Source organism: Enterobacter cloacae complex sp. 370H10, from assembly GCF_050031535.1.
Taxonomy (GTDB): Bacteria; Pseudomonadota; Gammaproteobacteria; order Enterobacterales; family Enterobacteriaceae; genus Enterobacter; species Enterobacter intestinihominis.
In genome coordinates, this window is the sequence record NZ_JBLGWG010000001.1 from 358,403 (window position 1) to 377,833 (window position 19,431).

The window sequence follows — 19,431 nt, forward strand, 5'->3', positions numbered from 1 at the left end:
CACTCCTTATATCCGAAAGAGGGTGTACTCGTTGCACAGCACCAGCACCGCCGGTTCGTCTTCTTCAATGGTGTTGTAGCGGTCAATGGGCTGTAAAAAGTGGTTGTCGTGTTCATCGTCATTGACCGACGACACTTCGCCCACCAGCACGTCACCAAAGCCGCGTTCACCCCAGAAACTGTGGTACAGGCCGGGCGTCAGGCAGATGCTCTCCCCAGGCGTGAGGCGCAGCTGGCTGCCGGGCGCGTGCGTCTGCCGACAGCCGTCTATCGTGACGGTCACGTCGGTGTTTTCGGTCTCTTCATGCGCGCCCGCATTCCATAACTCAATAATCAGATTCCCGCCGCCGCGGTTAATAATGTCCTCCCGCTTGCGCCAGTGAAAATGCATCGGCGTCACCTGGCCGTCGCGGACGTGCATGATTTTTTCGGCATAGCACTTTTCATAGGGCACGCCGTTGGGGGAGCCGTTGCGCAGGGTGAAAAGCGTTAACCCCTGTGCAGCGAAGTTGTTGCCACCAAATGCCGTCACGTCCCAGCCGAGCCTGAGGTCAAACACCTCCTGCCATGCTGCCTGGTCAAGCTGCTGCCATTTTGTCGGCGGAAAGCTGGCAAAAGGCGGGAGATGCACGTCGTGCATGGAGAAGAACTGCCGCGTGTGGCCGAGGATTTCATTGATGTCGGAGCGTTTCATGGGGACTCCTTGAGTTTTTGCCGCCCCCTTACCCTAACCCTCTCCCCAAAGGGGAGAGGGTCGGGGTGAGGGGCTTACTTAACCGTCCACCCCTTATACGTGCCGACGTTCTTTTTATCGATCATCGTCACCGGGATCAGCACGGGCTCTTTCGGCGCAGGTTTGCCCTGAAGAATGTCATAGCCAATCTCCACCGCCTTCGCCGCCATCACTTGCGGATCCTGCGCCGGGGTAGCAACAAACAGCGAGTTTTCGCGCTTCAGGGCTTCTTCACCATCCGGGCTGCCATCCACGCCAACGATAAAGAATTCGTTGCGTTGAGCCTGTTTAGCCGCCAGATCGGCGCCGATCGCGGTCGGATCGTTAATCGCGAATACGCCGTCGATCTTCGGATTGGCCGCCAGCAGGGAGGTCATGACCTCCAGGCCGCCTTCGCGGCTGCCTTTGGCGTTCTGATTATCCGAGAGCACTTTGATATCCGGGTGGCGCCTGAACTCGGTCTGGCAGCCCTCCACGCGGTTTTGTACCGCAGAAACCGGCGGTCCGTTGATGATCACCACGTTGCCTTTACCTTTCAGGCGGTCGGTAATGTACTTACAGGCCATTTCTCCCGCCTGAGTGTTATCGGAGGTGATGGTCGCATCGGCCCCTTCCGCCGCCACGTCCACCGCCACGACCACGATCCCCGCCTCTTTAGCGCGTTTTACCGCGGGGCCGATCCCTTTGGAATCCGCGGCATTAAGGATGATCATGTCTACTTTCGCCGCAATGAAGTTATCGATCTGCGACACCTGCTGGCCCAGATCGTACCCGCTGGAGACCAGCGTCACCTTGACGTTATCTCCCGCCAGCTTGCGCGCTTCCAGCTCGGCACCTTTGGTGATCTGCACGAAGAACGGGTTAGCCAGGTCACCCACCGTCACGCCGATGGATTTCAGATCTTTTGCCTGCGCAAACGGGGTTGCGGCCAGCAGCGCGCCAGCACAGAGCGCGGTCACTAAGGGCTTCAATCTCATGCTGTATTCCTCACGTAGGGTATTGTTGTTATGCACTTTGATGGTGTCGGGTACGGTATTTGTCGATCAGCACCGCTATGATGATCACCGCCCCTTTGATCACCAGCTGCCAGAAATAGGAGACGCCCATCAGCGTCATGCCGTTGTTGAGGGTGGCGATGATCAGCGCGCCCACCAGGGTGCCGGTGATCGTGCCGATCCCGCCGACGAAGCTGGTGCCGCCGAGGATCACCGCCGCAATCGCATCCAGCTCGTACCCCGTGCCGAGGTTGCCGTTGGCGCTGTAGAGACGTGAAGCGCTCATCACGCCGCCTAAGCCCGAGAGCAGGCCACTCATGCCGTAGACAAACAGCAGCACCAGCCAGACCTTAATGCCGGTTAAGCGTGCCGCCTGCACATTGCCGCCGACCGCATAGATGTGAACACCGAGGGTGGTGCGGCGCAGGATGAACCAGCACACCACAATCACCGCCAGGGCGATCACCACCAGCCAGGGGATCGGGCCGAGGTAGTTATTGCCGATCCACTCGAAGTTAATGTTGGAGTTAATAACCGTCGTGCCGTCCGCCAGCAGGTAGGCCGCGCCGCGCAGCGCCGTGTAGGTGCCGAGCGTAACGATAAATGGCGGTAGTCCGGCGAAGGCCACCAGCGCGCCGTTGAACAGCCCCAGTACCATACCGAGCATTAGCGCCGCCGGAATGGAGAGCATCGCAAATTCAGGGATAAGCGAGACCACCATCGCCGCCACCGCCGTGGTGCCCAGAATCGAGCCCACGGAGAGGTCAATCCCGCCGGTCAGGATGATGAAGGTCATCCCGGCCGCCAGCACAATGTTGATCGACGCCTGCCGGGTAATGTTGAGCAGGTTGCTCTCGGTGAAAAAGTTCGGGGCGATAAAGCCAAATACCGCCACAATCAGGATTAAAATCGGCAAAATGCCGATCGTTTGCATCAGATCGCTCATCAGCATTTTTTTGGCGGAGGCGGATTTCGCCACCTGCTGCGGATGGGTTGGAGTTGTCATAATTACACCGCCTGATGATGTGTGTCGTTTACGCCGGTTGCCAGCGTCATGATGTTTTCCTGAGAGATGTCGCGCCCGTGCAGTTCACCCGCAATGCTGCCTTCCCGCATCACGTACACCCGGTCGCTCATCCCTACTACTTCCGGCAGCTCGCTGGAGATCATCAGTATCGCAACGCCTTTGCGCGCCATCTGGTTCATGATGCGGTAGATCTCGCTTTTTGCGCCGACGTCCACGCCGCGCGTGGGCTCGTCCAGAATCAGAATGCGCGGGCCTATCGCCACCCAGCGGGAGATCAGCAGTTTTTGCTGGTTGCCGCCGGAGAGCCCGCCCGCGCGCACCTGTGAATGGGGCACGCGGATATTGAGCAGGGCGATGGCGTCATCAGAAATAGACTGCGCTTTTTTGCGGTTCAGCCAGCCGAAAGTGGCGTCGCGCTCCAGCGTCGCCATGGTGATGTTCTCCTGCGCCGCCAGCTCCAGAAACAGACCTTGCTCCTTGCGGTTCTCGGTAAGAAAACCGATGCCGTTCTCAATGGCCGCGCGCGGGGAGTGGATCACCACCGGTTCGCCGTCCACCTCAATCATGCCGCCGGTGGCTTTGCGCACGCCGAAGATCAGCTGCGCCAGCTCGGAACGTCCGGCCCCGACCAGCCCCGCCAGTCCGACGATTTCACCGGAGCGCACCTGCAAACTACTGGGCTGCACTTTTTTGCCGTCGGTGAGGTGGTGGACGTTAAGACGCGGGCTGCCGAGGGGAATATCGCGCTCTTTGTTAAACAGATCGCTGAGCGGACGGCCCACCATCATGCGCACCAGCTCGGAGGCGTTGAGCCTGTCGCGCGTCAGGCTGCCGACGTATTGCCCGTCGCGCAGCACGCTGACGCGTTCAGAGAGTTCATACACTTCCGCCATCCGGTGGCTGATGTAAATAATCGCCATGCCTTCATCGCGCAGGCGCAAAATCAGTTCGAACAGACGGTGGGTTTCGCGCGAGGAGAGGGCGGCGGTAGGTTCGTCCATCACCAGAATGCGGCTGTTGCGGTGCAGGGCGCGGGCGATCTCCACCTGCTGCTGCTCGGCGATCGTCAGCTTCATGACCAGGTCGGTGGCGCTGAACTGCGCGCCCAGACGGTCAATGACCGCCTGCGCCTGGGCAGCCATCTCTTTGCGCTGGACCAGCCCGCCGCGCGACAGCTCGCTGCCGAGAAAAATGTTTTCCGCCACGGTCAGGTTAGGAGCAAGCTGCATCTCCTGATAAATCAGGGTAATGCCTGCGGCCAGCGCATCCTTCGGCCCTTTGATATGAAACGGCTTACCGTCGATGAGGATGTCGCCGCTGCTGGCGGTATAGGCACCTGCGAGGATCTTCATCAGCGTGCTTTTTCCGGCGCCGTTTTCCCCCATCAGCGCGTGGATCTCACCGGGGAAAACCGTCAAATCCACGCCCTTGAGCGCGTGGAAATTGCCAAAGGTTTTGGCAATGTGGCGCATCTCTAAAACCGGGGTTCTGCTCATGGCGGATCTCCTGTGAATGTCGATATCTGCACTTCATCACAGGCGCGTAAATGCAAAATGTCAGAAGCTGTTCATATTTGTCATAGTTATGAATAGCTAATCGCCATCACATTTTCCTTTTCCCTCTCCCTGTGGGAGAGGGCCAGGGTGAAGGCACCAATCCGCAGAGGAGCCCAAACCCATGTCTTCACGCCCCCCGTTCTTCACCAGCGCCCGCGGACGCCTGCTGATTTTTAATCTGCTGGTGGTCGCCGTCACGCTGATGGTGAGCGGTGTGGCGGTGCTCGGCTTTCGTCACGCCAGCCAGATCCAGGAGCAGGTCCAACAGCAAACGCTGGATGACATGACCGGCAGCATGAACCTCGCCCGTGATACCGCAAATGTGGCAACGGCGGCGGTGCGGCTGTCGCAGGTGGTCGGTGCGCTGGAGTACAAAGGCGAAGCCGAGCGGCTGAAACAAACGCAGATGGCGCTGCGCCACTCGCTGGATCAACTTGCCGATGCGCCGCTGGCGCAGCAGGAGCCGGCGCTGGTGGCGCGAATTATTCGCAGGAGTAATGAATTACAGCAGAGCGTGACGGGAATGCTGGAGCGCGGGCAAAAGCGGCATCTGGAGCGTAACGCGCTGCTCAGCTCGCTCTATCAAAGCCAAAGCTACCTGCGTCATTTGCAGGATATCAACCGCCGTTACGCGAGCAATGTGCCAGACGCCCGACAGCTTGCAGAGATGGACAGGTTGATCGTTGCCGCCATTGATACCCCTTCACCGCGCGCCACGGTGCAGCAGCTGGATGCAGTAACCGCGGGGTTACCCGCGAGCGCCCTGCAACCGGTGGCCAACCTGGTGCTCCCGGATTTTAATGATGAGCTGCGCAAGCTCGCACCACTGTCGACGCAGCTGGAGGAGAGCGATCTGTCCATCAGCTGGTACATGTTCCACATCAAGGCGCTGGTGGCGATATTAAACAGCGACATTAATCAGTACGTTGAACAGGTGGCGCAGGCTTCCCGGCTTCGCACGGCCCAGAGCCATCACGAGCTGCAATCCATCAGCGTGTTTATCAGCATCTTCGCGGTGCTGGCGCTGATCATCACCGGCTGTGCCTGCTGGTATATTTACCGCAATCTGGGCTCCAACCTGACGGCTATCTCAAGGGCGATGTCGCGTCTCGCTCACGGGGAGCAGGATGTGTCGGTGCCCGCGCTACAGCGGCGTGATGAGCTGGGGGAACTGGCGCGCGCGTTTAACGTTTTCGCCCGCAATACCGCTTCGCTGGAGCACACCACGCGGCTGCTGAAGGAGAAGACCTCACAGATGGAGGTTGACCGCATCGAACGTCAGGGGCTGGAGGAGGCGCTGCTGCACAGCCAGAAAATGAAGGCGGTCGGGCAACTGACGGGTGGCCTGGCGCATGATTTTAATAACCTGCTGGCGGTGATTATCGGCAGTCTGGAGCTGACCGATTCGGCATCACCGGACGCGCCGCGCATCACCCGTGCGCTTAAAGCCGCGGAACGCGGAGCCATGCTCACCCAGCGTCTGCTGGCCTTCTCGCGCAAGCAATCCCTGCAACCCCATGCGGTAGAGATGAAGCCGCTGCTGGAGAACCTGAGCGAGCTGATGCGGCACTCGCTTCCCGCCACGCTGACGCTGGATATTGAAGCGCAAACCCCGGCGTGGCCCGCATGGATTGACGTCAGCCAGCTGGAAAACGCCATTATCAACCTGGTAATGAACGCCCGTGACGCAATGGAGGGGCAATACGGTGTGATCAAAATCCGCACCTGGAACCAGCGTGTGACCCGCAGCGACGGGCGCAGGCAGGATATGGTCGCGCTGGAGGTGATTGACCACGGCTGCGGGATGTCGCAGGAGGTGAAATCGCAGGTCTTTGAACCGTTCTTCACCACCAAACAGACCGGCAGCGGCAGCGGGTTAGGGCTGTCGATGGTGTACGGCTTTGTGCGCCAGTCGGGTGGTCGCGTTGAGATCGAAAGCGCGCCGGGGCAGGGAACCACCGTGCGGCTCCAGCTGCCGCGCTCGACGCTGCCCGCGTTCTCCGATGATGTCGTGCTGGCGACCACGGCCCCGGCAGAAAGTGAGCTGCTTGTGCTGGTCCTGGAAGATGAGGCGGGCGTGCGGCAGACCCTGTGCGAGCAACTGCACCAGCTTGGCTACCTGACACTTGAAGCCGAAAACGGCGAGCAGGCGCTGAACATGCTGGACGCGTCGCCGGATATCGGTATGTTTATCAGCGACCTGATGTTGCCGGGCGGCCTGAGCGGTGCGGAGGTGATCGGCCATGTACGCAGCCACTATCCGCAGTTGCCGGTTCTGCTGATCAGCGGGCAGGATTTGCGCCCGGCGCATAACCCGCAGCTGCCGGACGTTCCGTTACTGCGAAAACCGTTCACCCGCGCACAGCTGGCGCAGGCGCTGCGCAAGGTGAGGGTAATTTGAGATTCCTCCGCTACACCAGCCAGTAGCCAGTCATTACTTTAAGGCCAGTTCACCTGCGAGTCTGGCCTTATGAAACGTTACTCTACCGCTCTGTTATTGGGTCTGCTGACTTTAACCAGCCAACTGGCGCATGCCGATGTGATTGATGATGCTATTGGCAATATTCAGCAGGCGATCAACGACGCCTATAACCCCGGCAGCAGCCGTAACGACGATGACGACGATCGTTACGATCGCAGCCGTCAAACCGACAGCCGCCAGTACGACGATCGTCGCCGGCAGTTAGAAGACCGACGCCAGCGCTTAGACGAGCGTCAGCGGCAGCTGGATGACGACCGGCGTCGGTTAGAGGAGGATGAGCGCCGGTTAGAGGATGATTACGATCGGTGGTAAACCCCGGTATCGCAACGCGTAGGCCGGGTAAGGCGCAGCCGCCACCCGGCAAAACCTAATCCAGCACCAGCACCATCCCGTCATACCCCGCTTCAATGCCGGACGGCAGCGGGTTATCCATCATCCAGACGTCAAACTGATGGCTGATATGCGTCAGAATCACCTGCGGACAGCCAATCACCTCGTTCAGCGCAATCACCGTATTCAAATCACAGTGGTTGCGCGGCGTCTCCTGGCGCGGTTCATGGCTACAGTCAATAATCATCGCCTGCGGCTGATTATTTAGCAGAAATGTCACCGTTTTATCCGGTAGCCCGGCGGTATCAGAAAGCCACGCCACGCGGCTGTGGGCGGACTCCAGCAGATAGCCAAATGTGAGTTTTGAATGGTTGAGCGGCAGCGGCGTGACCCGCAAGCCCTGAAGTTCAAACGTCACAAACGGCTCCACCGTGTGGCTGAAATCGAGAAGGCCCGGATGTTTGAACAGGTCGTCACAGCCTGCGTCGTCCGGCGGACCGTAAACCGGAATGGTCGCCCCCACGCCCCAGCGCAGAGGAAACAACCCCTGAACGTGATCCATATGATAATGGGTAAGCAAAAACTGCCTGAAACTCCCTGCGGGCCAGTCGTCCATCAGGTCTGGAATACCTGCGTCCAGCAAGGTGACCGCATCGTTGAATTTCACCGCCGCGCTGCAGGGGCGACGGCGATAATTTTCCTGTAAACGCGCCCGTCGGCACGCCGCGCAGTCGCAGCCAAACACCGGCACCAGCTGCGCCCCTCCGGTTCCTGTCAGCGTGATCGTCAGACTCATAACGCACCTCTACAGCGGTTTGGTGAAGCGGAAATGGCTTTGCGTATACCCTTCACGAACATAAAAACGGTGCGCGTCCACGCGCTTCACACTGGTGGAAAGCTCGGTCAGCTCGGCGCCTGCCTGGCGTGCGATCTCCTCTGCCCAGGCCAGCAACTGGCTGCCCACTTTCAATCCGCGCGCCTGCGGCATCACCACCAGCTCCTGGATCTCGCCGATCCAGCGGGCGTGGTGCAGGTGAAACTGCATGTGCAGGCCGATCATCCCGATGATCTTCCCGTCCAGCTCGGCCAGCTGGTAGCGCATATTGTGATCCTGCAAGTTGGCCAGATACCCGGCGTGAAACGCCTGATGATCGAACTCGGCCTGCTTAAGTTCGCAGATCAGAGCGTAAACGATCGGCGCATCGTCGGCGGTGGCGGGGCGAAGCTGGCAGTCAGGCATGCTGTTTCTCCTTCTGGCGAATAAGCGATAGAAAGGTCTCGACTGACTGTAGCAAACTTCCGTCGTTATTGAGGAGATGGCAACCCGACGGGGTGTAGCGCGCCGCCCGTTCCAGCCGCTGGTCGATCTCGCGTGCGTTTTCGCGTCCCCGCTTTTGCAGCCGGCTACGCAGAACCTCCGGGGAAACCTGCAAACAGACCGGGAGCAGCGCCGCTTCGTACCGGGCGCGAGCCTGCGGGAGATGCGCCCGTGAGCCGTTAACCAGCACGTCGAACCCCGCGTGCAGCCAGAGGTCGATCTCAATGCCGACGCCATAGTAGTAACCGTTGGCATGCCAGCTTAGCGCCAGCAGGTTTTGTCCGGCGCGGGTAAAAAACTCCTGCTCGCTCAGGGCGATATGGTTTTCGCTTCCGGCGTTGGCATCGCGCGTGATATAGCGGTGCGCCACCAGCAGCTGTGAGTGTTCCCGCTGCCGTAACGCCGATAGCAGGCTGTCCTTCCCGGAGCCGGACGGGCCCATTAACCAGATGAGTCTTCCCATCAGAACACCCTTTTTCCCTGACGCCAGACGTGGTCGATATGAATGTGCTCGCCCTTAAGGTGCGCCAGCACCAGATCGGCCCGTTTCCCCTCGGCAATTTCCCCGCGATCGTGAAGATTAAGCGCCGAGGCCGGGTTTTTCGTCACCAGACGAATCGCCTGCGGCAGCGTGAAGCTATTGCCTTCGTCGTCCGCGACGCGGAAGGCCGCGTCCAGCAGGCTGGCGGGGTAATAGTCAGATGAGAGGATATCCAGCAGGCCGAGGGAGGCGAGCTTGCTTGCCGCCACGTTGCCGGAGTGTGACCCGCCGCGCACGATGTTCGGCGCACCCATTAGCACGTTCATGCCATGCTTACGCGATGCCTCTGCCGCCTCGAACGTGGTGGGAAATTCGGCGATCACACTCCCAAGCTGGTGGGATTCGCGAACATGGTCGTGCGTGGCATCATCATGGCTGGCCAGGGCAATATTACGGTCACGGCACATCGCGGCAATGGAGAGACGATTCGGCTGCGACCACCGCGCCGCAAGCTGGAGCTGCTCTTCTTCATAGCGCGCCATCTCGGCATCATTGAGCGCGTATTTGCCCTGATAGTATTCGCGATACTTTTCAATGTTGGCGAACTGGCGCTGCCCCGGCGAGTGATCCATCAGGGAAACCAGCGAGACCGGCTCGCGGCCCACCAGCTTTTCAAACAGCGGCAGGGTGGTGTGGTGCGGCAGCTCGCAGCGCAGGTGCAGGCGGTGCTCGGCGCGGTTGAGGCCGCGCTTTTGCGTCTCCTCCACGGCGTTGATCATCTTCTCCAGGTTCTCCAGCCGATCGCCGCCGTCGCGCACGTCGCCGATCGCCACCGCGTCCAGCACCGTGGTGATGCCGCTGGCGACCATCAGCGCGTCGTGGCTGCTCATCGCTGAATGCGCGGGCCAGTCGACCTTCGGGCGGGGCGTGAAAAATTTATCAAGATTATCGGTATGCAGCTCAATCAGCCCCGGCAGCAGCCAGCCGCCTTCGCCATCCATCGCGTCCGGTGAGCGGCTCTGGGTTTCAGCAAAGGCGCGGATGACACCGTCCCGGACCTCAACCGAGCCGTTTACGACTTCATTTTCCAGTACCAGCCTGACGTTATTGATAATCATACGTTTGTCCCCATCGGGTGCAGTCTGTCCGCCACGCGATGGCGTACGGCGTCGTCGTGGAAGATCCCGACGATCGCCGCGCCGCGCGCTTTGGCCTGTTCGATCAGTTCCATCACCGCTGCGCTGTTTTTACTGTCGAGCGAGGCGGTGGGTTCATCCAGGAGTAAAATCGGGTAATCGACGATAAAGCCGCGGGCGATGTTCACGCGCTGCTGTTCGCCGCCGGAAAAGGTCGACGGGGCGAGGTGCCACAGACGCTCCGGTACGTTGAGACGCGTCAGCAGGCTGGCGGCTTTAGCGGCGCAGGTTTCGCGCGGCACGCCGAGATCCAGCAGGGGCTGCATGACCACGTCCAGGGCAGAGATCCGCGGGATCACCCGCAGGAACTGGCTGACCCAGCCGATCGTCGAGCGGCGTACTTCCAGCACCTTGCGCGCGGGAGCCTGGACCAGATCGACCCATTCATTGTTATGGCGGATATGAATATGGCCTTCGTCCGGCAGGTAGTTGGCATACAGGGAGCGCAGCAGGGTGGATTTTCCGCTGCCGGAATGGCCATGCAGCACCACGCATTCGCCGTTGCTGACCTCTAATGAGGCATTTTGCAGTACCGGCAGGCGGACACCGTTTTGCTGGTGGAGCACAAAGGTTTTACTGACATTTTCAACGTGGATCATTTTTGCCTCGCGATTCGTTTTGCCGGGTGGCGGCTTCGCCTTACCCGGCCTACGGGTGCGGTGTTCGTTTTGCCAGGTGGCGGCTTCGCCTTACCCGGCCTACGGGTGCGGTGTTCGTTTTGCCGGGTGGTGGCTTCGCCTTACCCGGCCTACGGGTGCGGTGTTCGTTTTGCCGGGTGGCGGCTTCGCCTTACCCGGCCTACGGGTGCGGTGTTCGTTTTGCCGGGTGGTGGCTTCGCCTTACCCGGCCTACGGGTGCGCTGTTCGTAGGCCGGGTAAGCGCAGCGCCACCCGGCAACAGCGCCCTCAGTTCTGCAACACCGACGACACCAGCAGCTGGGTATACGGATGATGCGGATCGTCGAGCACCCGGTCGGTTAACCCACTTTCCACCACCTGACCCTGCTTCATCACCAGAAGACGGTCCGCCAGCAGGCGCGCGACGCCTAAATCATGGGTGACAATCACCACCGCCAGGTTCAGCTCCACCACCAGGCCGCGCAGCAGGTCGAGCAGGCGCGCCTGCACGGATACGTCCAGCCCGCCGGTCGGTTCGTCCATAAACACCAGCTTCGGATGGGTGACGAGATTGCGGGCAATCTGTAAACGCTGCTGCATGCCGCCGGAGAAGGTGGTCGGCAGGTCGTCGATGCGCGAGGCGGGGATTTCAACTTCCTCCAGCCAGTGCTGCGCCGTGGCGCGGATATTGCCGTAGTGGCGTGCGCCGGTGGCCATCAGCCGTTCACCGATGTTGCCCCCCGCTGACACCTGACGGCGCAGGCCGTCCATCGGGTGCTGATGCACCACGCCCCACTCGGTGCGCAGCAGGCGGCGGCGCTCGGCTTCGCTCATGCCGTACAGCGACACGCCCTCATACAAAATGTCGCCATTCTGCGGCGTCAGGCGCGCGGAGATGGACTTCAGCAGGGTGGTTTTACCGGAGCCGGACTCGCCGACAATGCCCAGCACTTCGCCCGGCCACAGCTCAAACGACACGTCGCTAAAGCCTTTGCCCGGCGCATAAAGGTGAGTCAGGTTGTTAACCGAAAGCAGCGGTTTCATTGGCTGTTCGCCTCGCTCTGTTGGCGGCAGTAATCGGTGTCGGAGCAGACAAACATCCGTTTGCCCGTGTCGTCCAGCACCACTTCATCCAGATAGCTGTGTTTGGAGCCGCAGATGGCGCACGGCTCGTCCCACTCCTGCACCGTAAACGGGTGATCGTCGAAATCCAGGCTCTCTACGCGGGTAAACGGCGGTACGGCGTAGATGCGTTTTTCACGTCCGGCACCAAAAAGTTGCAGGGCGGGCATCATGTCCATCTTCGGGTTATCGAATTTCGGGATCGGCGACGGGTCCATCACGTAGCGGCCGTTCACCTTCACCGGGTAGGCGTAGGTGGTGGCGATATGGCCGAAGCGGGCGATGTCCTCATACAGTTTGACCTGCATGATCCCGTACTCTTCCAGGGCGTGCATGGTGCGGGTTTCGGTTTCCCGCGGCTCGATAAAGCGCAGCGGCTCCGGGATCGGCACCTGGAAAATCAAAATCTGATCTTCAGTCAGCGGGGTCTCCGGAATGCGGTGACGGGTCTGGATCAGCGTCGCGTCTTCGGTTTTTTCAGTGGTGTTGACGCCCGTTACGCGCCTGAAGAAGTTGCGGATCGACACGGCGTTGGTGGTGTCGTCTGCCCCCTGGTCGATGACCTTCAGCACGTCCGCTTCGCCAATCACGCTGGCGGTGATTTGAATACCGCCGGTGCCCCAGCCGTAGGGCATCGGCATTTCGCGGCCGCCGAACGGCACCTGGTAGCCGGGGATCGCCACAGCCTTAAGGATGGCGCGGCGGATCATGCGTTTAGTTTGCTCGTCCAGATAGGCAAAGTTGTAGCCGCTTAAGTTAGCCATTGGCGCGCTCCCGTTGCAGGCGTTTCAGCAGTTCCAGTTCGGCCTGGAAATCGACGTAGTGCGGCAGCTTGAGGTGCGAGACAAAGCCCGCGGCCTCAACGTTATCCGCGTGGGCCAGCACGAACTCTTCGTCCTGTGCCGGGCCTGCAATATGCTCGCCGTAGTCCGGCGCCTGGAGCGCACGGTCAACCAGCGCCATCGCCATCGCCTTGCGCTCGCTCAGGCCATACACCAGCCCGTAGCCGCGGGTAAAGTGTGGATCTTCATTTTCTGGCGCGACAAAACCGTTGACCATTTCGCACTCGGTCATCAGCAGTTCGCCGATGTTCACCGCAAACCCCAGCTCTTCTGGCACAATTTCGACATCGAGATAGCCGCTGCGGATCTCTGCCGCGAACGGGTGGTTGCGCCCGTAGCCGCGCTGCGTGGAGTAGGCCAGCGCCAGCAGATACCCTTCGTCGCCGCGCATCAGCTGTTGCAGACGGGACGAGCGCGAACAGGGATAGACCGGCGGCGTGCGGGTGATGTCATCCGGTGTGCTGCCGGTGTCTTCTTCCGCCTTCGTCAGCCCCTGGTTTGCCAGCAGGCTAAAGACGTGCGGGGAGGCGTCTTGTTCAGCATCAGAGGCGCTGAGCTGCGGTGTTTCACCGTTTGCCAGCAGAGCGAAGTCCATCAGACGATGGGTGTAGTCGTAGGTGGGGCCAAGCAGCTGGCCGCCAGGAATATCTTTATACACCGCAGAAATACGGCGCTCTAAACGCATTTCCGCCGTATTTACCGGCTCGCTCACCGCCAGCTTCGCAAGCGTTGTGCGGTAAGCGCGCAGCAGGAAGATGGCTTCCACGTTATCGCCGCTAGCCTGTTTCAGCGCCAGTGCCGCCAGCTCACGGTCCGCGATGCCGCCTTCGGTCATCACGCGGTCGACGGCCAGGTTTAACTGCTGTTCAATCTGGGCGACGCTCAGCTCGGGAAGAGCGTCATCCCCCCGGCGTCTGTGCGCCTGCAAGGCATGGGCGGCGGCGATCGCCTTCTCGCCCCCTTTGACGGCAACGTACATCAGCACACCTCCACGTGAGTGGTTCGCGGGATCGCCAGCAGGCGCTCGCCGCAGGTCAGGATCAGGTCGATACCGAGCGGAAACGGATGCGGGCGCTCGGTCAGCTCATGGATGATGCACTCCGGCAGCTGGGGGGCGACCATCCGCTCGTCGGCGATGCCTGCACCCGTCAGGCGAAGCATGCGACCACCGCTCAGGCTGGAGACCTGCAAAATCAGCGTGGCGCTGGTTTCCGGGGCGACGGCGCTGCCTTCGCTCAGGGCGTTAAGCTGCTCGTGGCTGATTTGCTCGTCTGCCACGGCGAAGACCGCCTGCTGGGGCTGCTCGACCAGCGGCGCGTTGGTATGAAAGCGCAGGTTCTGGCTGGCGATATCGTTCAGCAATGCCCCTGACAGCCATACCGGCGTGTCGTTGTCCGCCAGCGTCAGCAGCACGCTGGTAGAGGCGAGGTTCAGCGGCAGCCAGCCCTGCGAAAGCTGGTGCAGCGAGACGATCACGCCGGGCTCGCTCATGGCTTTCAGCAGGCGACGGAAACTCTGTTGGGCATCCTGGACGGCCAGGGTAAAGGCAGGTTGAAGCGTCATGCGTTGTCTCCGCGAACGAGCGTAAAGAAGTCGACCCGGCTGGTATTCACTTCGGTCTGACGCGCGGCAAGGCGTGCGGCGCGGTCAGCTTCCAGCGGGGCAATAAGGGTTTCCATTAAGGTCTGAAAATGCGGCTGTTCCTGTAAAAGCGCGTCGATCACGGCGCAGCGCTCGGCGTGTGTTTTGTCGCGCCCAAGTACGTAGCCGTAGCCCAGCGTGCCGCTGCTCAGGCGGATCACCGCGCGGGTGAGGGTGGCATCGCCGGCGAAGAAGCGCTCGCCGGTGCCGCCCATGCGTGCCTGGATCTGCACCAGGCCGATCTCCGGCGCGCGGATCGTGTCGTAGTCCGGCGTCAGGCCGAGCGCGTTCATGCGGGCAGCCAGCGCAGCAGGCTGGCTGTGGGCCAGCACGCGCATCCAGCGCTGACGAGTGGAGGTGTCGAAGTGCATTCAGTGCTCCATGGTAAATTCAATCATGTCGGCGCGGGTCAGGCTGACGGAGTATTCCGTTGCGTTGACGTCGCCGTCACGGTGGTTGAGGGTGCGCACGCAGAGCAGCGGGGCCATGTTGGGGATCTCCAGCACCTTGCTCTCTTTAGCCTGCGCGCGGCGGGCGCTGATGCGCGTCTGGGTGCGTTTGAGCGCGATACCCGTCGCCTCCTGAAGAAAATCATGCAGGGAACCGCTGGCGAAATGTTGCAGCACGGGCCAGAGGGAGAGGTCCGCGAAGTAGTGGTCGATCTGACAGACCGCCACGCCGTTCACCCGGCGCAACGTGCGCAGGTGAACGACGTTGTCGCCCTCCTGAATCCCCAGCGCGTCCGCTACGTGGCGGGAGGCCGGGCGCAGGACAGACAGCAGCTTTTCGCTGGTGGGGTGGCTGCCCTGATCGAGCAGGTTCTGGCTAAAACGCGCCTGAGCATTGAGCGGGTAGTCAAACGGGCGCATCAGCACCAGCACGCCGACGCCCTGACGACGCTGGACCCAGCCGCGTTCCACCAGCTGATCGATGGCGCGACGCAGGGTGTGGCGATTCACTTCGTAGCGGTCGGCAAGCTGCTGCTCGGCGGGCAGGTAGTCGCCGCACCGATAGTGCGTGCGCAGCTCCACTTCGAGCTTTGCCGCAATCTCTTGCCAGCGGGTAGGATAACTGGTCGGATGTCTGGATAAGTGCATACCAATCAAAGCCTCGCTTCTCAGATGAAGTGCTTACGCAAGCGTTGAGAGAGGAAATCCAGCAGGCTGACGGTGACGATGATAAGCACCATCAATGCGCAGGTTTGCTGGAACTGGAAACCGCGAATCGCTTCCCACAGGGTGACGCCAATACCGCCTGCGCCCACCATGCCGACCACGGTGGCGGAGCGAACGTTGGACTCGAAGCGGTATAGCGAATAGGAGATGAGCAGCGGCATGACCTGCGGCAGGACGCCGTAGAGGATCTCTTCGATTTTGTTCGCGCCGGTTGCGCGGATGCCTTCCACCGGGCCGGGCTCGATGGCTTCAACCGCTTCGGAGAGCAGCTTGGAGAGTACGCCGGTGGTGTGGATGAACAGCGCCATCACGCCAGCGAACGGACCCAGGCCGACGGCGACCACGAACAGCATCGCAAAGACCATTTCGTTGATGGCGCGACAGGCGTCCATCAGGCGACGCATCGGCTGGTAGATCCACCACGGCACGATGTTTTCGGCGCTCATCAGGCCAAACGGAATGGAGAGGATCACGGCGAGGGCGGTGCCCCAGACGGCGATTTGCAGGGTGGTGGCCATTTCACTGAGGTAGTCCTGCCACTGGCTGAAGTCAGGTGGGAAGAAGTCGGCGGCGAAGGTCGCCATGTTGCCCGAGTCCCTGAAGAGCAGCAGCGGATCCATCTCCGCGCCCTTCCAGGAGATAACGAGCACCGCCAGCAGAACGGCCCAGCTTATGAGCGAGAACCAGCTGCGCTTTGGCGGCGGGAGGGTGATGGTTTGCATGTTGGCTCCTTAATCTGTTCTCCCTCTCCCTGTGGGAGAGGGCCGGGGTGAGGGCATCAGCGTGCGCCTTTCCCCCTCACCCTAACCCTCTCCCTTGAGGGAGAGGGGACTTGAGTTACTGCACCGCTTTATTCACGCTGGTCATCGCGCCGAGCGCGGCGGTCAGGCGGTCGAGATCGTCCAGCTGCGCCTGAATTTCCGACACTTTGCTGGTCTTCTCTTCTTCCTTCAGACCTTTGTTGTCCTTCACGCCCTGCATCTGTTTAAACAGCGCCAGCTGGCGAATCGGCACCAGCTGCAAATCGCTGGACGCGCGGAACGGTGCCCAGCCCAGGTGCGCCAGCACCGCTTTCTCTTCCGGCGTTTTGCCGTAGTTCATAAAGAAGTCGTAGACCTTGTCTTTGGTGCTTTCGGAGAGGTTTTTACGCCACACGATCGGGTCGCCCGGGATCAATGGCGATTTCCAGATCACCTTCAGCGCTTTCAGCTTGTCCGGCGCGGAGGTCTTCAGCTTGTCGAGGTTTTCAGTGTTGTTGGTGGCAACGTCTACCTGCTTGTTCGCTACGGCCAGGGCGTTGGTTTCGTGGCTGGCGTTGACCGTGCGCTTGAAGTCGCTGGCGGAGATGTTGTTTTTCGCGAAGACGTAGTAACCCGGGACGAGGAAGCCGGACGTAGAATTCGGGTCGCCGTTACCAAAGGTCAGCTCTTTGCGTTTGGCGAGCATATCGTTGAGGTTGTTGATCGGGCTGTCTTTGTTAACGATCAGCACGCTCCAGTAGCCCGGGGAGCCGTCTGCTGCAACGGTCTGGGCAAAGACCTGGCCGTTGGCGCGATCTACCGCTTCCATGGCAGAGAGGTTGCCGTACCACGCGATGTCGACTTTGTTGAAGCGCATTCCCTGGATAATGCCCGCGTAGTCCGGGGCGAAGAAGGCGTTCACTTTGATCCCCAGTTTGGTTTCCATATCTTTCAGGAACGGTTCCCACTGCGGCTTCAGGTTTTGCTGTGATTCCGTTGAAATGATGCCAAAGTTCAACGCTTTTTCCTGTTCCTCTGCCCAGGCCGGGCTTAACAGGGTGCTGATGCTGAACATGCTGGTGAAGGCCAGCGCGGCAACGGCTTTGTAGTTCATTTCCATTCCTCGTTATCGGGGCGTTAAGCAGCCTGCGCGCGTTCTTCGACGCGGTTTACGCTGCGGTAGAGATGATCAAAACGTTCGTTATCAAACTGATGGCTGGCGCCATCGAAGAACACGTGGCCCTGACGCAGGGCGACGATGCGCTCGCAGTAGCGCAGGGCGTAATCCACCTGATGCAGCGTCACCACCACGGTGATGCCGTCGTTCTGGTTGATGTCGCGCAGGGTTTCCATCACGATGCGGGCCGATTCCGGATCCAGCGAGGCGATAGGCTCATCGGCCAGAATGATTTTGGCTTTCTGCATCAGGGCGCGGGCGATGGCGACGCGCTGCTGCTGTCCGCCGGAGAGCGTTGAGACGCGCTGGTGGGCAAAATGCGCCATGCCGACGCGGGTCAGCGCCTGTAAGGCTTCTTGTTTCTGGGAAGGGGAGAACCAGCGCAGGCAGGTGCGCCAGAACGGGGTGCTGCCGAGCGCGCCAATCAGCACGTTCTCGAGCACCGTCAGGCGGTTCACAAGGTTGAACTGCTGAAAGATATAGCCTGTCTGCGCGCGGCTTTTGCGAATATCGCTCGCCAGACGCCCCGCATGTTGCACGGTGTTACCCAGCAGCTCGACGCGGCTATCCGGTGTTTTGTCACAGGTAATGAGGCCGCTTAAGTGACGAAGAAGTGTGGATTTTCCTGAACCGGATGGCCCCAGCAGCGCCACCATTTCGCCCTGCTGGACGGTCAGATCAACGGCATGCAGCGCCTTGTTGTGATGGAAGGTTTTGCTCAGTTTCTCGACGCGAATGACAGTTTGCATGTGCTGGGCCTCACGATAAATGTGGCCTCATGCTGGCGTATCAATATGACATTCAGGTTAAGTGTTGGTTGCGGGAGTTTGAAGAGTTGAGGGGGATTTGATGACAATCACCGTAGGCCCGGCCAGCGCAGCGCCACCGGACGCTGTTGCCGGATGCGCTGCGCTTATCCAGCCTACGATTTAACGACGTTAATCATCCACGGCACGCCGTATTTGTCGGTCACAGTGCCGAATCCGTGCGCCCAGAAGGTCTCCTGCCAGGCCATTTCAATATTGCCGCCATCGGCGAGGTTGTCGAACCAGCGCTTGCCTTCCGACACATCCTGGGTGTCGAGCACCAGTGTGAAACCCGCGTATTGCGCGCTGCTGCCAGGCGGTATCCCGTCGCTCATCATAATGTCGCTGCCCGCGATGCGGACGTTAGAGTGGGCGATGGCGGTATCCGGGAAGTTCATGCCGGACGGACAGCCTTCTTCGCTGTTTTCGTCTTTAGGCATTTCGCCGAAGGTGATTTTGTAGAGGAGTTCTGCGCCGACGGCCTGCTGATAGAAGGCGGTGGCCTCCGCACAGTTGCCAGCGAAAGAGATGTAGGGACTTAACGGCATAATCTTTACCTCACGTAAGAAAAGCCCGTTAAGTGTAGTTCCCGAACGCCCGGTAAGCGAAGCGTCACCGGGCGGGTCAATCAGTTCTTTTTCACGAACTCAGATTTCAGTTTCATCGGACCGAAGCCGTCAATTTTGCAATCGATATTATGATCGCCTTCAACAAGACGGATGTTTTTCACTTTGGTACCAATCTTCAGCATGGAAGAACTGCCTTTTACCTTCAGATCTTTCACAACGGTAACGCTGTCGCCGTCTGACAGCAGGTTGCCGTTCGCGTCTTTCACAATCAGCGTATCGCTGTCCTGCGCAGGCTCCGCATCGTTCCATTCATGGGCGCATTCCGGGCAAACGAACATGCCATTGTCTTCATAGGTGTATTCAGAATTGCATTTCGGGCAGTGTGGAAGTTGCATGTTGGTATCCTCAAAAGTGTTAACACGCTGGAAAACGCCAGCTAAATGACGGCAGTGTGCCGAAAAAGGCAGCGAGTATAACGCAAATCCCCACTTTTGTCGGTGATATTGTTTTAGAAAAATAGCGCAAAAATGCGTAAAAGATGACACGAACTGTCAGTGAATTAAGGGAAGCTTATGCCCTGCACGGCAGTGATCGTTATGATGATAAATATATCGAATATTTTATT

Annotated in this window: 22 protein-coding genes; 2 read left to right on the top strand and 20 right to left on the bottom strand. The window is 60.0% G+C overall.

What is annotated here, in order from left to right; translation table 11 throughout:
* Window positions 1-6: 6 nt before the first annotated feature.
* The 4 genes from ACQG2Q_RS01735 to ACQG2Q_RS01750 form a co-directional block, all read right to left on the bottom strand.
* On the bottom strand, window positions 7-693 hold the full coding sequence (locus ACQG2Q_RS01735) for a D-lyxose/D-mannose family sugar isomerase (RefSeq protein ID WP_045309106.1): 687 nt from the start codon (window positions 691-693) through the stop codon (window positions 7-9).
* A gap of 74 nt (window positions 694-767) precedes the next feature.
* Window positions 768-1,709, bottom strand: coding sequence for an ABC transporter substrate-binding protein (locus ACQG2Q_RS01740; protein ID WP_003860240.1), 942 nt, complete (start codon window positions 1,707-1,709; stop codon window positions 768-770).
* A gap of 28 nt (window positions 1,710-1,737) precedes the next feature.
* The gene (locus ACQG2Q_RS01745; protein WP_063850426.1) at window positions 1,738-2,733 is read right to left on the bottom strand and encodes an ABC transporter permease subunit; all 996 of its coding nucleotides are present in this window, start codon (window positions 2,731-2,733) and stop codon (window positions 1,738-1,740) included.
* Window positions 2,734-2,735: 2 nt separating this feature from the next.
* Complete coding sequence (locus ACQG2Q_RS01750; protein WP_063850427.1) at window positions 2,736-4,250, bottom strand: sugar ABC transporter ATP-binding protein; 1,515 nt, start codon at window positions 4,248-4,250, stop codon at window positions 2,736-2,738.
* Window positions 4,251-4,431: 181 nt separating this feature from the next.
* On the opposite strand from ACQG2Q_RS01750, the gene ACQG2Q_RS01755 reads away from it, so the two are divergent.
* Window positions 4,432-6,711 (top strand): hybrid sensor histidine kinase/response regulator, encoded by a 2,280-nt coding sequence (locus ACQG2Q_RS01755; RefSeq protein WP_063850429.1) that lies wholly within the window; start codon window positions 4,432-4,434, stop codon window positions 6,709-6,711.
* A gap of 69 nt (window positions 6,712-6,780) precedes the next feature.
* Entirely contained in the window at window positions 6,781-7,104 is a 324-nt protein-coding gene (yjdP, locus tag ACQG2Q_RS01760; protein WP_017382647.1) for a DDRRRQL repeat protein YjdP, read from the top strand.
* 55 nt (window positions 7,105-7,159) lie between these two features.
* Here yjdP and phnP read toward each other — a convergent pair whose 3' ends face one another.
* The 16 genes from phnP to ACQG2Q_RS01840 all read right to left on the bottom strand — a co-directional run bounded on the left by phnP (window position 7,160) and on the right by ACQG2Q_RS01840 (window position 19,201).
* Window positions 7,160-7,918, bottom strand: a complete 759-nt coding sequence (gene phnP, locus ACQG2Q_RS01765; RefSeq protein WP_063850432.1) for a phosphonate metabolism protein PhnP — start codon at window positions 7,916-7,918, stop codon at window positions 7,160-7,162.
* Window positions 7,919-7,927: 9 nt separating this feature from the next.
* Entirely contained in the window at window positions 7,928-8,362 is a 435-nt protein-coding gene (gene phnO / locus ACQG2Q_RS01770; RefSeq protein WP_022646777.1) for an aminoalkylphosphonate N-acetyltransferase, read from the bottom strand.
* Entirely contained in the window at window positions 8,355-8,906 is a 552-nt protein-coding gene (gene phnN / locus ACQG2Q_RS01775) for a ribose 1,5-bisphosphokinase (RefSeq protein WP_032621424.1), read from the bottom strand. Before phnN ends, phnO begins: the two co-directional genes overlap by 8 nt.
* Window positions 8,903-10,039: an alpha-D-ribose 1-methylphosphonate 5-triphosphate diphosphatase gene (phnM, locus tag ACQG2Q_RS01780; RefSeq protein ID WP_063148475.1), complete on the bottom strand. Its 1,137-nt coding sequence runs from the start codon at window positions 10,037-10,039 to the stop codon at window positions 8,903-8,905. The genes phnN and phnM overlap by 4 nt, the downstream gene beginning before the upstream one ends.
* Window positions 10,036-10,716: a phosphonate C-P lyase system protein PhnL gene (gene phnL, locus ACQG2Q_RS01785; protein ID WP_022646780.1), complete on the bottom strand. Its 681-nt coding sequence runs from the start codon at window positions 10,714-10,716 to the stop codon at window positions 10,036-10,038. The genes phnM and phnL overlap by 4 nt, the downstream gene beginning before the upstream one ends.
* A 306-nt stretch (window positions 10,717-11,022) precedes the next feature.
* Window positions 11,023-11,778, bottom strand: coding sequence for a phosphonate C-P lyase system protein PhnK (gene phnK, locus ACQG2Q_RS01790; RefSeq protein ID WP_003860225.1), 756 nt, complete (start codon window positions 11,776-11,778; stop codon window positions 11,023-11,025).
* Window positions 11,775-12,620 (bottom strand): alpha-D-ribose 1-methylphosphonate 5-phosphate C-P-lyase PhnJ, encoded by an 846-nt coding sequence (gene phnJ / locus ACQG2Q_RS01795; RefSeq protein ID WP_023299113.1) that lies wholly within the window; start codon window positions 12,618-12,620, stop codon window positions 11,775-11,777. The genes phnK and phnJ overlap by 4 nt, the downstream gene beginning before the upstream one ends.
* Complete coding sequence (locus tag ACQG2Q_RS01800; RefSeq protein ID WP_063850434.1) at window positions 12,613-13,677, bottom strand: carbon-phosphorus lyase complex subunit PhnI; 1,065 nt, start codon at window positions 13,675-13,677, stop codon at window positions 12,613-12,615. Before ACQG2Q_RS01800 ends, phnJ begins: the two co-directional genes overlap by 8 nt.
* Complete coding sequence (gene phnH / locus ACQG2Q_RS01805) at window positions 13,677-14,261, bottom strand: phosphonate C-P lyase system protein PhnH (protein ID WP_003860219.1); 585 nt, start codon at window positions 14,259-14,261, stop codon at window positions 13,677-13,679. Before phnH ends, ACQG2Q_RS01800 begins: the two co-directional genes overlap by 1 nt.
* Entirely contained in the window at window positions 14,258-14,710 is a 453-nt protein-coding gene (gene phnG / locus ACQG2Q_RS01810) for a phosphonate C-P lyase system protein PhnG (RefSeq protein ID WP_022646783.1), read from the bottom strand. The genes phnH and phnG overlap by 4 nt, the downstream gene beginning before the upstream one ends.
* A complete protein-coding gene (gene phnF / locus ACQG2Q_RS01815; protein WP_022646784.1) occupies window positions 14,711-15,436 on the bottom strand; it encodes a phosphonate metabolism transcriptional regulator PhnF in 726 nt (241 codons plus the stop codon). It abuts the gene before it with no gap.
* Between the two features lie 20 nt (window positions 15,437-15,456).
* Entirely contained in the window at window positions 15,457-16,236 is a 780-nt protein-coding gene (gene phnE, locus ACQG2Q_RS01820; RefSeq protein WP_022646785.1) for a phosphonate ABC transporter, permease protein PhnE, read from the bottom strand.
* 115 nt (window positions 16,237-16,351) lie between these two features.
* On the bottom strand, window positions 16,352-17,368 hold the full coding sequence (gene phnD, locus ACQG2Q_RS01825; RefSeq protein WP_022646786.1) for a phosphonate ABC transporter substrate-binding protein: 1,017 nt from the start codon (window positions 17,366-17,368) through the stop codon (window positions 16,352-16,354).
* Window positions 17,369-17,391: 23 nt separating this feature from the next.
* Window positions 17,392-18,180 carry a phosphonate ABC transporter ATP-binding protein gene (gene phnC, locus ACQG2Q_RS01830; RefSeq protein ID WP_063850436.1) on the bottom strand — a complete coding sequence of 263 codons (789 nt, stop codon included), beginning with the start codon at window positions 18,178-18,180 and terminating at the stop codon, window positions 17,392-17,394.
* 173 nt (window positions 18,181-18,353) lie between these two features.
* Window positions 18,354-18,785: a VOC family metalloprotein YjdN gene (gene yjdN / locus ACQG2Q_RS01835; RefSeq protein ID WP_022646788.1), complete on the bottom strand. Its 432-nt coding sequence runs from the start codon at window positions 18,783-18,785 to the stop codon at window positions 18,354-18,356.
* An 80-nt stretch (window positions 18,786-18,865) separates the two neighbouring features.
* The gene (locus ACQG2Q_RS01840) at window positions 18,866-19,201 is read right to left on the bottom strand and encodes a zinc ribbon domain-containing protein YjdM (protein WP_022646789.1); all 336 of its coding nucleotides are present in this window, start codon (window positions 19,199-19,201) and stop codon (window positions 18,866-18,868) included.
* Between the last annotated feature and the right edge of the window lie 230 nt (window positions 19,202-19,431).

Coding starts and splice junctions, on each gene's coding strand:
- ACQG2Q_RS01735 (WP_045309106.1), bottom strand. CDS start 693: ATGAAACGCTCCGACATCAATGAAATCCTCGGCCACACGCGGCAGTTC.
- ACQG2Q_RS01740 (WP_003860240.1), bottom strand. CDS start 1,709: ATGAGATTGAAGCCCTTAGTGACCGCGCTCTGTGCTGGCGCGCTGCTG.
- ACQG2Q_RS01745 (WP_063850426.1), bottom strand. CDS start 2,733: ATGACAACTCCAACCCATCCGCAGCAGGTGGCGAAATCCGCCTCCGCC.
- ACQG2Q_RS01750 (WP_063850427.1), bottom strand. CDS start 4,250: ATGAGCAGAACCCCGGTTTTAGAGATGCGCCACATTGCCAAAACCTTT.
- ACQG2Q_RS01755 (WP_063850429.1), top strand. CDS start 4,432: ATGTCTTCACGCCCCCCGTTCTTCACCAGCGCCCGCGGACGCCTGCTG.
- yjdP (WP_017382647.1), top strand. CDS start 6,781: ATGAAACGTTACTCTACCGCTCTGTTATTGGGTCTGCTGACTTTAACC.
- phnP (WP_063850432.1), bottom strand. CDS start 7,918: ATGAGTCTGACGATCACGCTGACAGGAACCGGAGGGGCGCAGCTGGTG.
- phnO (WP_022646777.1), bottom strand. CDS start 8,362: ATGCCTGACTGCCAGCTTCGCCCCGCCACCGCCGACGATGCGCCGATC.
- phnM (WP_063148475.1), bottom strand. CDS start 10,039: ATGATTATCAATAACGTCAGGCTGGTACTGGAAAATGAAGTCGTAAAC.
- phnL (WP_022646780.1), bottom strand. CDS start 10,716: ATGATCCACGTTGAAAATGTCAGTAAAACCTTTGTGCTCCACCAGCAA.
- phnK (WP_003860225.1), bottom strand. CDS start 11,778: ATGAAACCGCTGCTTTCGGTTAACAACCTGACTCACCTTTATGCGCCG.
- phnJ (WP_023299113.1), bottom strand. CDS start 12,620: ATGGCTAACTTAAGCGGCTACAACTTTGCCTATCTGGACGAGCAAACT.
- ACQG2Q_RS01800 (WP_063850434.1), bottom strand. CDS start 13,677: ATGTACGTTGCCGTCAAAGGGGGCGAGAAGGCGATCGCCGCCGCCCAT.
- phnH (WP_003860219.1), bottom strand. CDS start 14,261: ATGACGCTTCAACCTGCCTTTACCCTGGCCGTCCAGGATGCCCAACAG.
- phnG (WP_022646783.1), bottom strand. CDS start 14,710: ATGCACTTCGACACCTCCACTCGTCAGCGCTGGATGCGCGTGCTGGCC.
- phnF (WP_022646784.1), bottom strand. CDS start 15,436: ATGCACTTATCCAGACATCCGACCAGTTATCCTACCCGCTGGCAAGAG.
- phnE (WP_022646785.1), bottom strand. CDS start 16,236: ATGCAAACCATCACCCTCCCGCCGCCAAAGCGCAGCTGGTTCTCGCTC.
- phnD (WP_022646786.1), bottom strand. CDS start 17,368: ATGAACTACAAAGCCGTTGCCGCGCTGGCCTTCACCAGCATGTTCAGC.
- phnC (WP_063850436.1), bottom strand. CDS start 18,180: ATGCAAACTGTCATTCGCGTCGAGAAACTGAGCAAAACCTTCCATCAC.
- yjdN (WP_022646788.1), bottom strand. CDS start 18,785: ATGCCGTTAAGTCCCTACATCTCTTTCGCTGGCAACTGTGCGGAGGCC.
- ACQG2Q_RS01840 (WP_022646789.1), bottom strand. CDS start 19,201: ATGCAACTTCCACACTGCCCGAAATGCAATTCTGAATACACCTATGAA.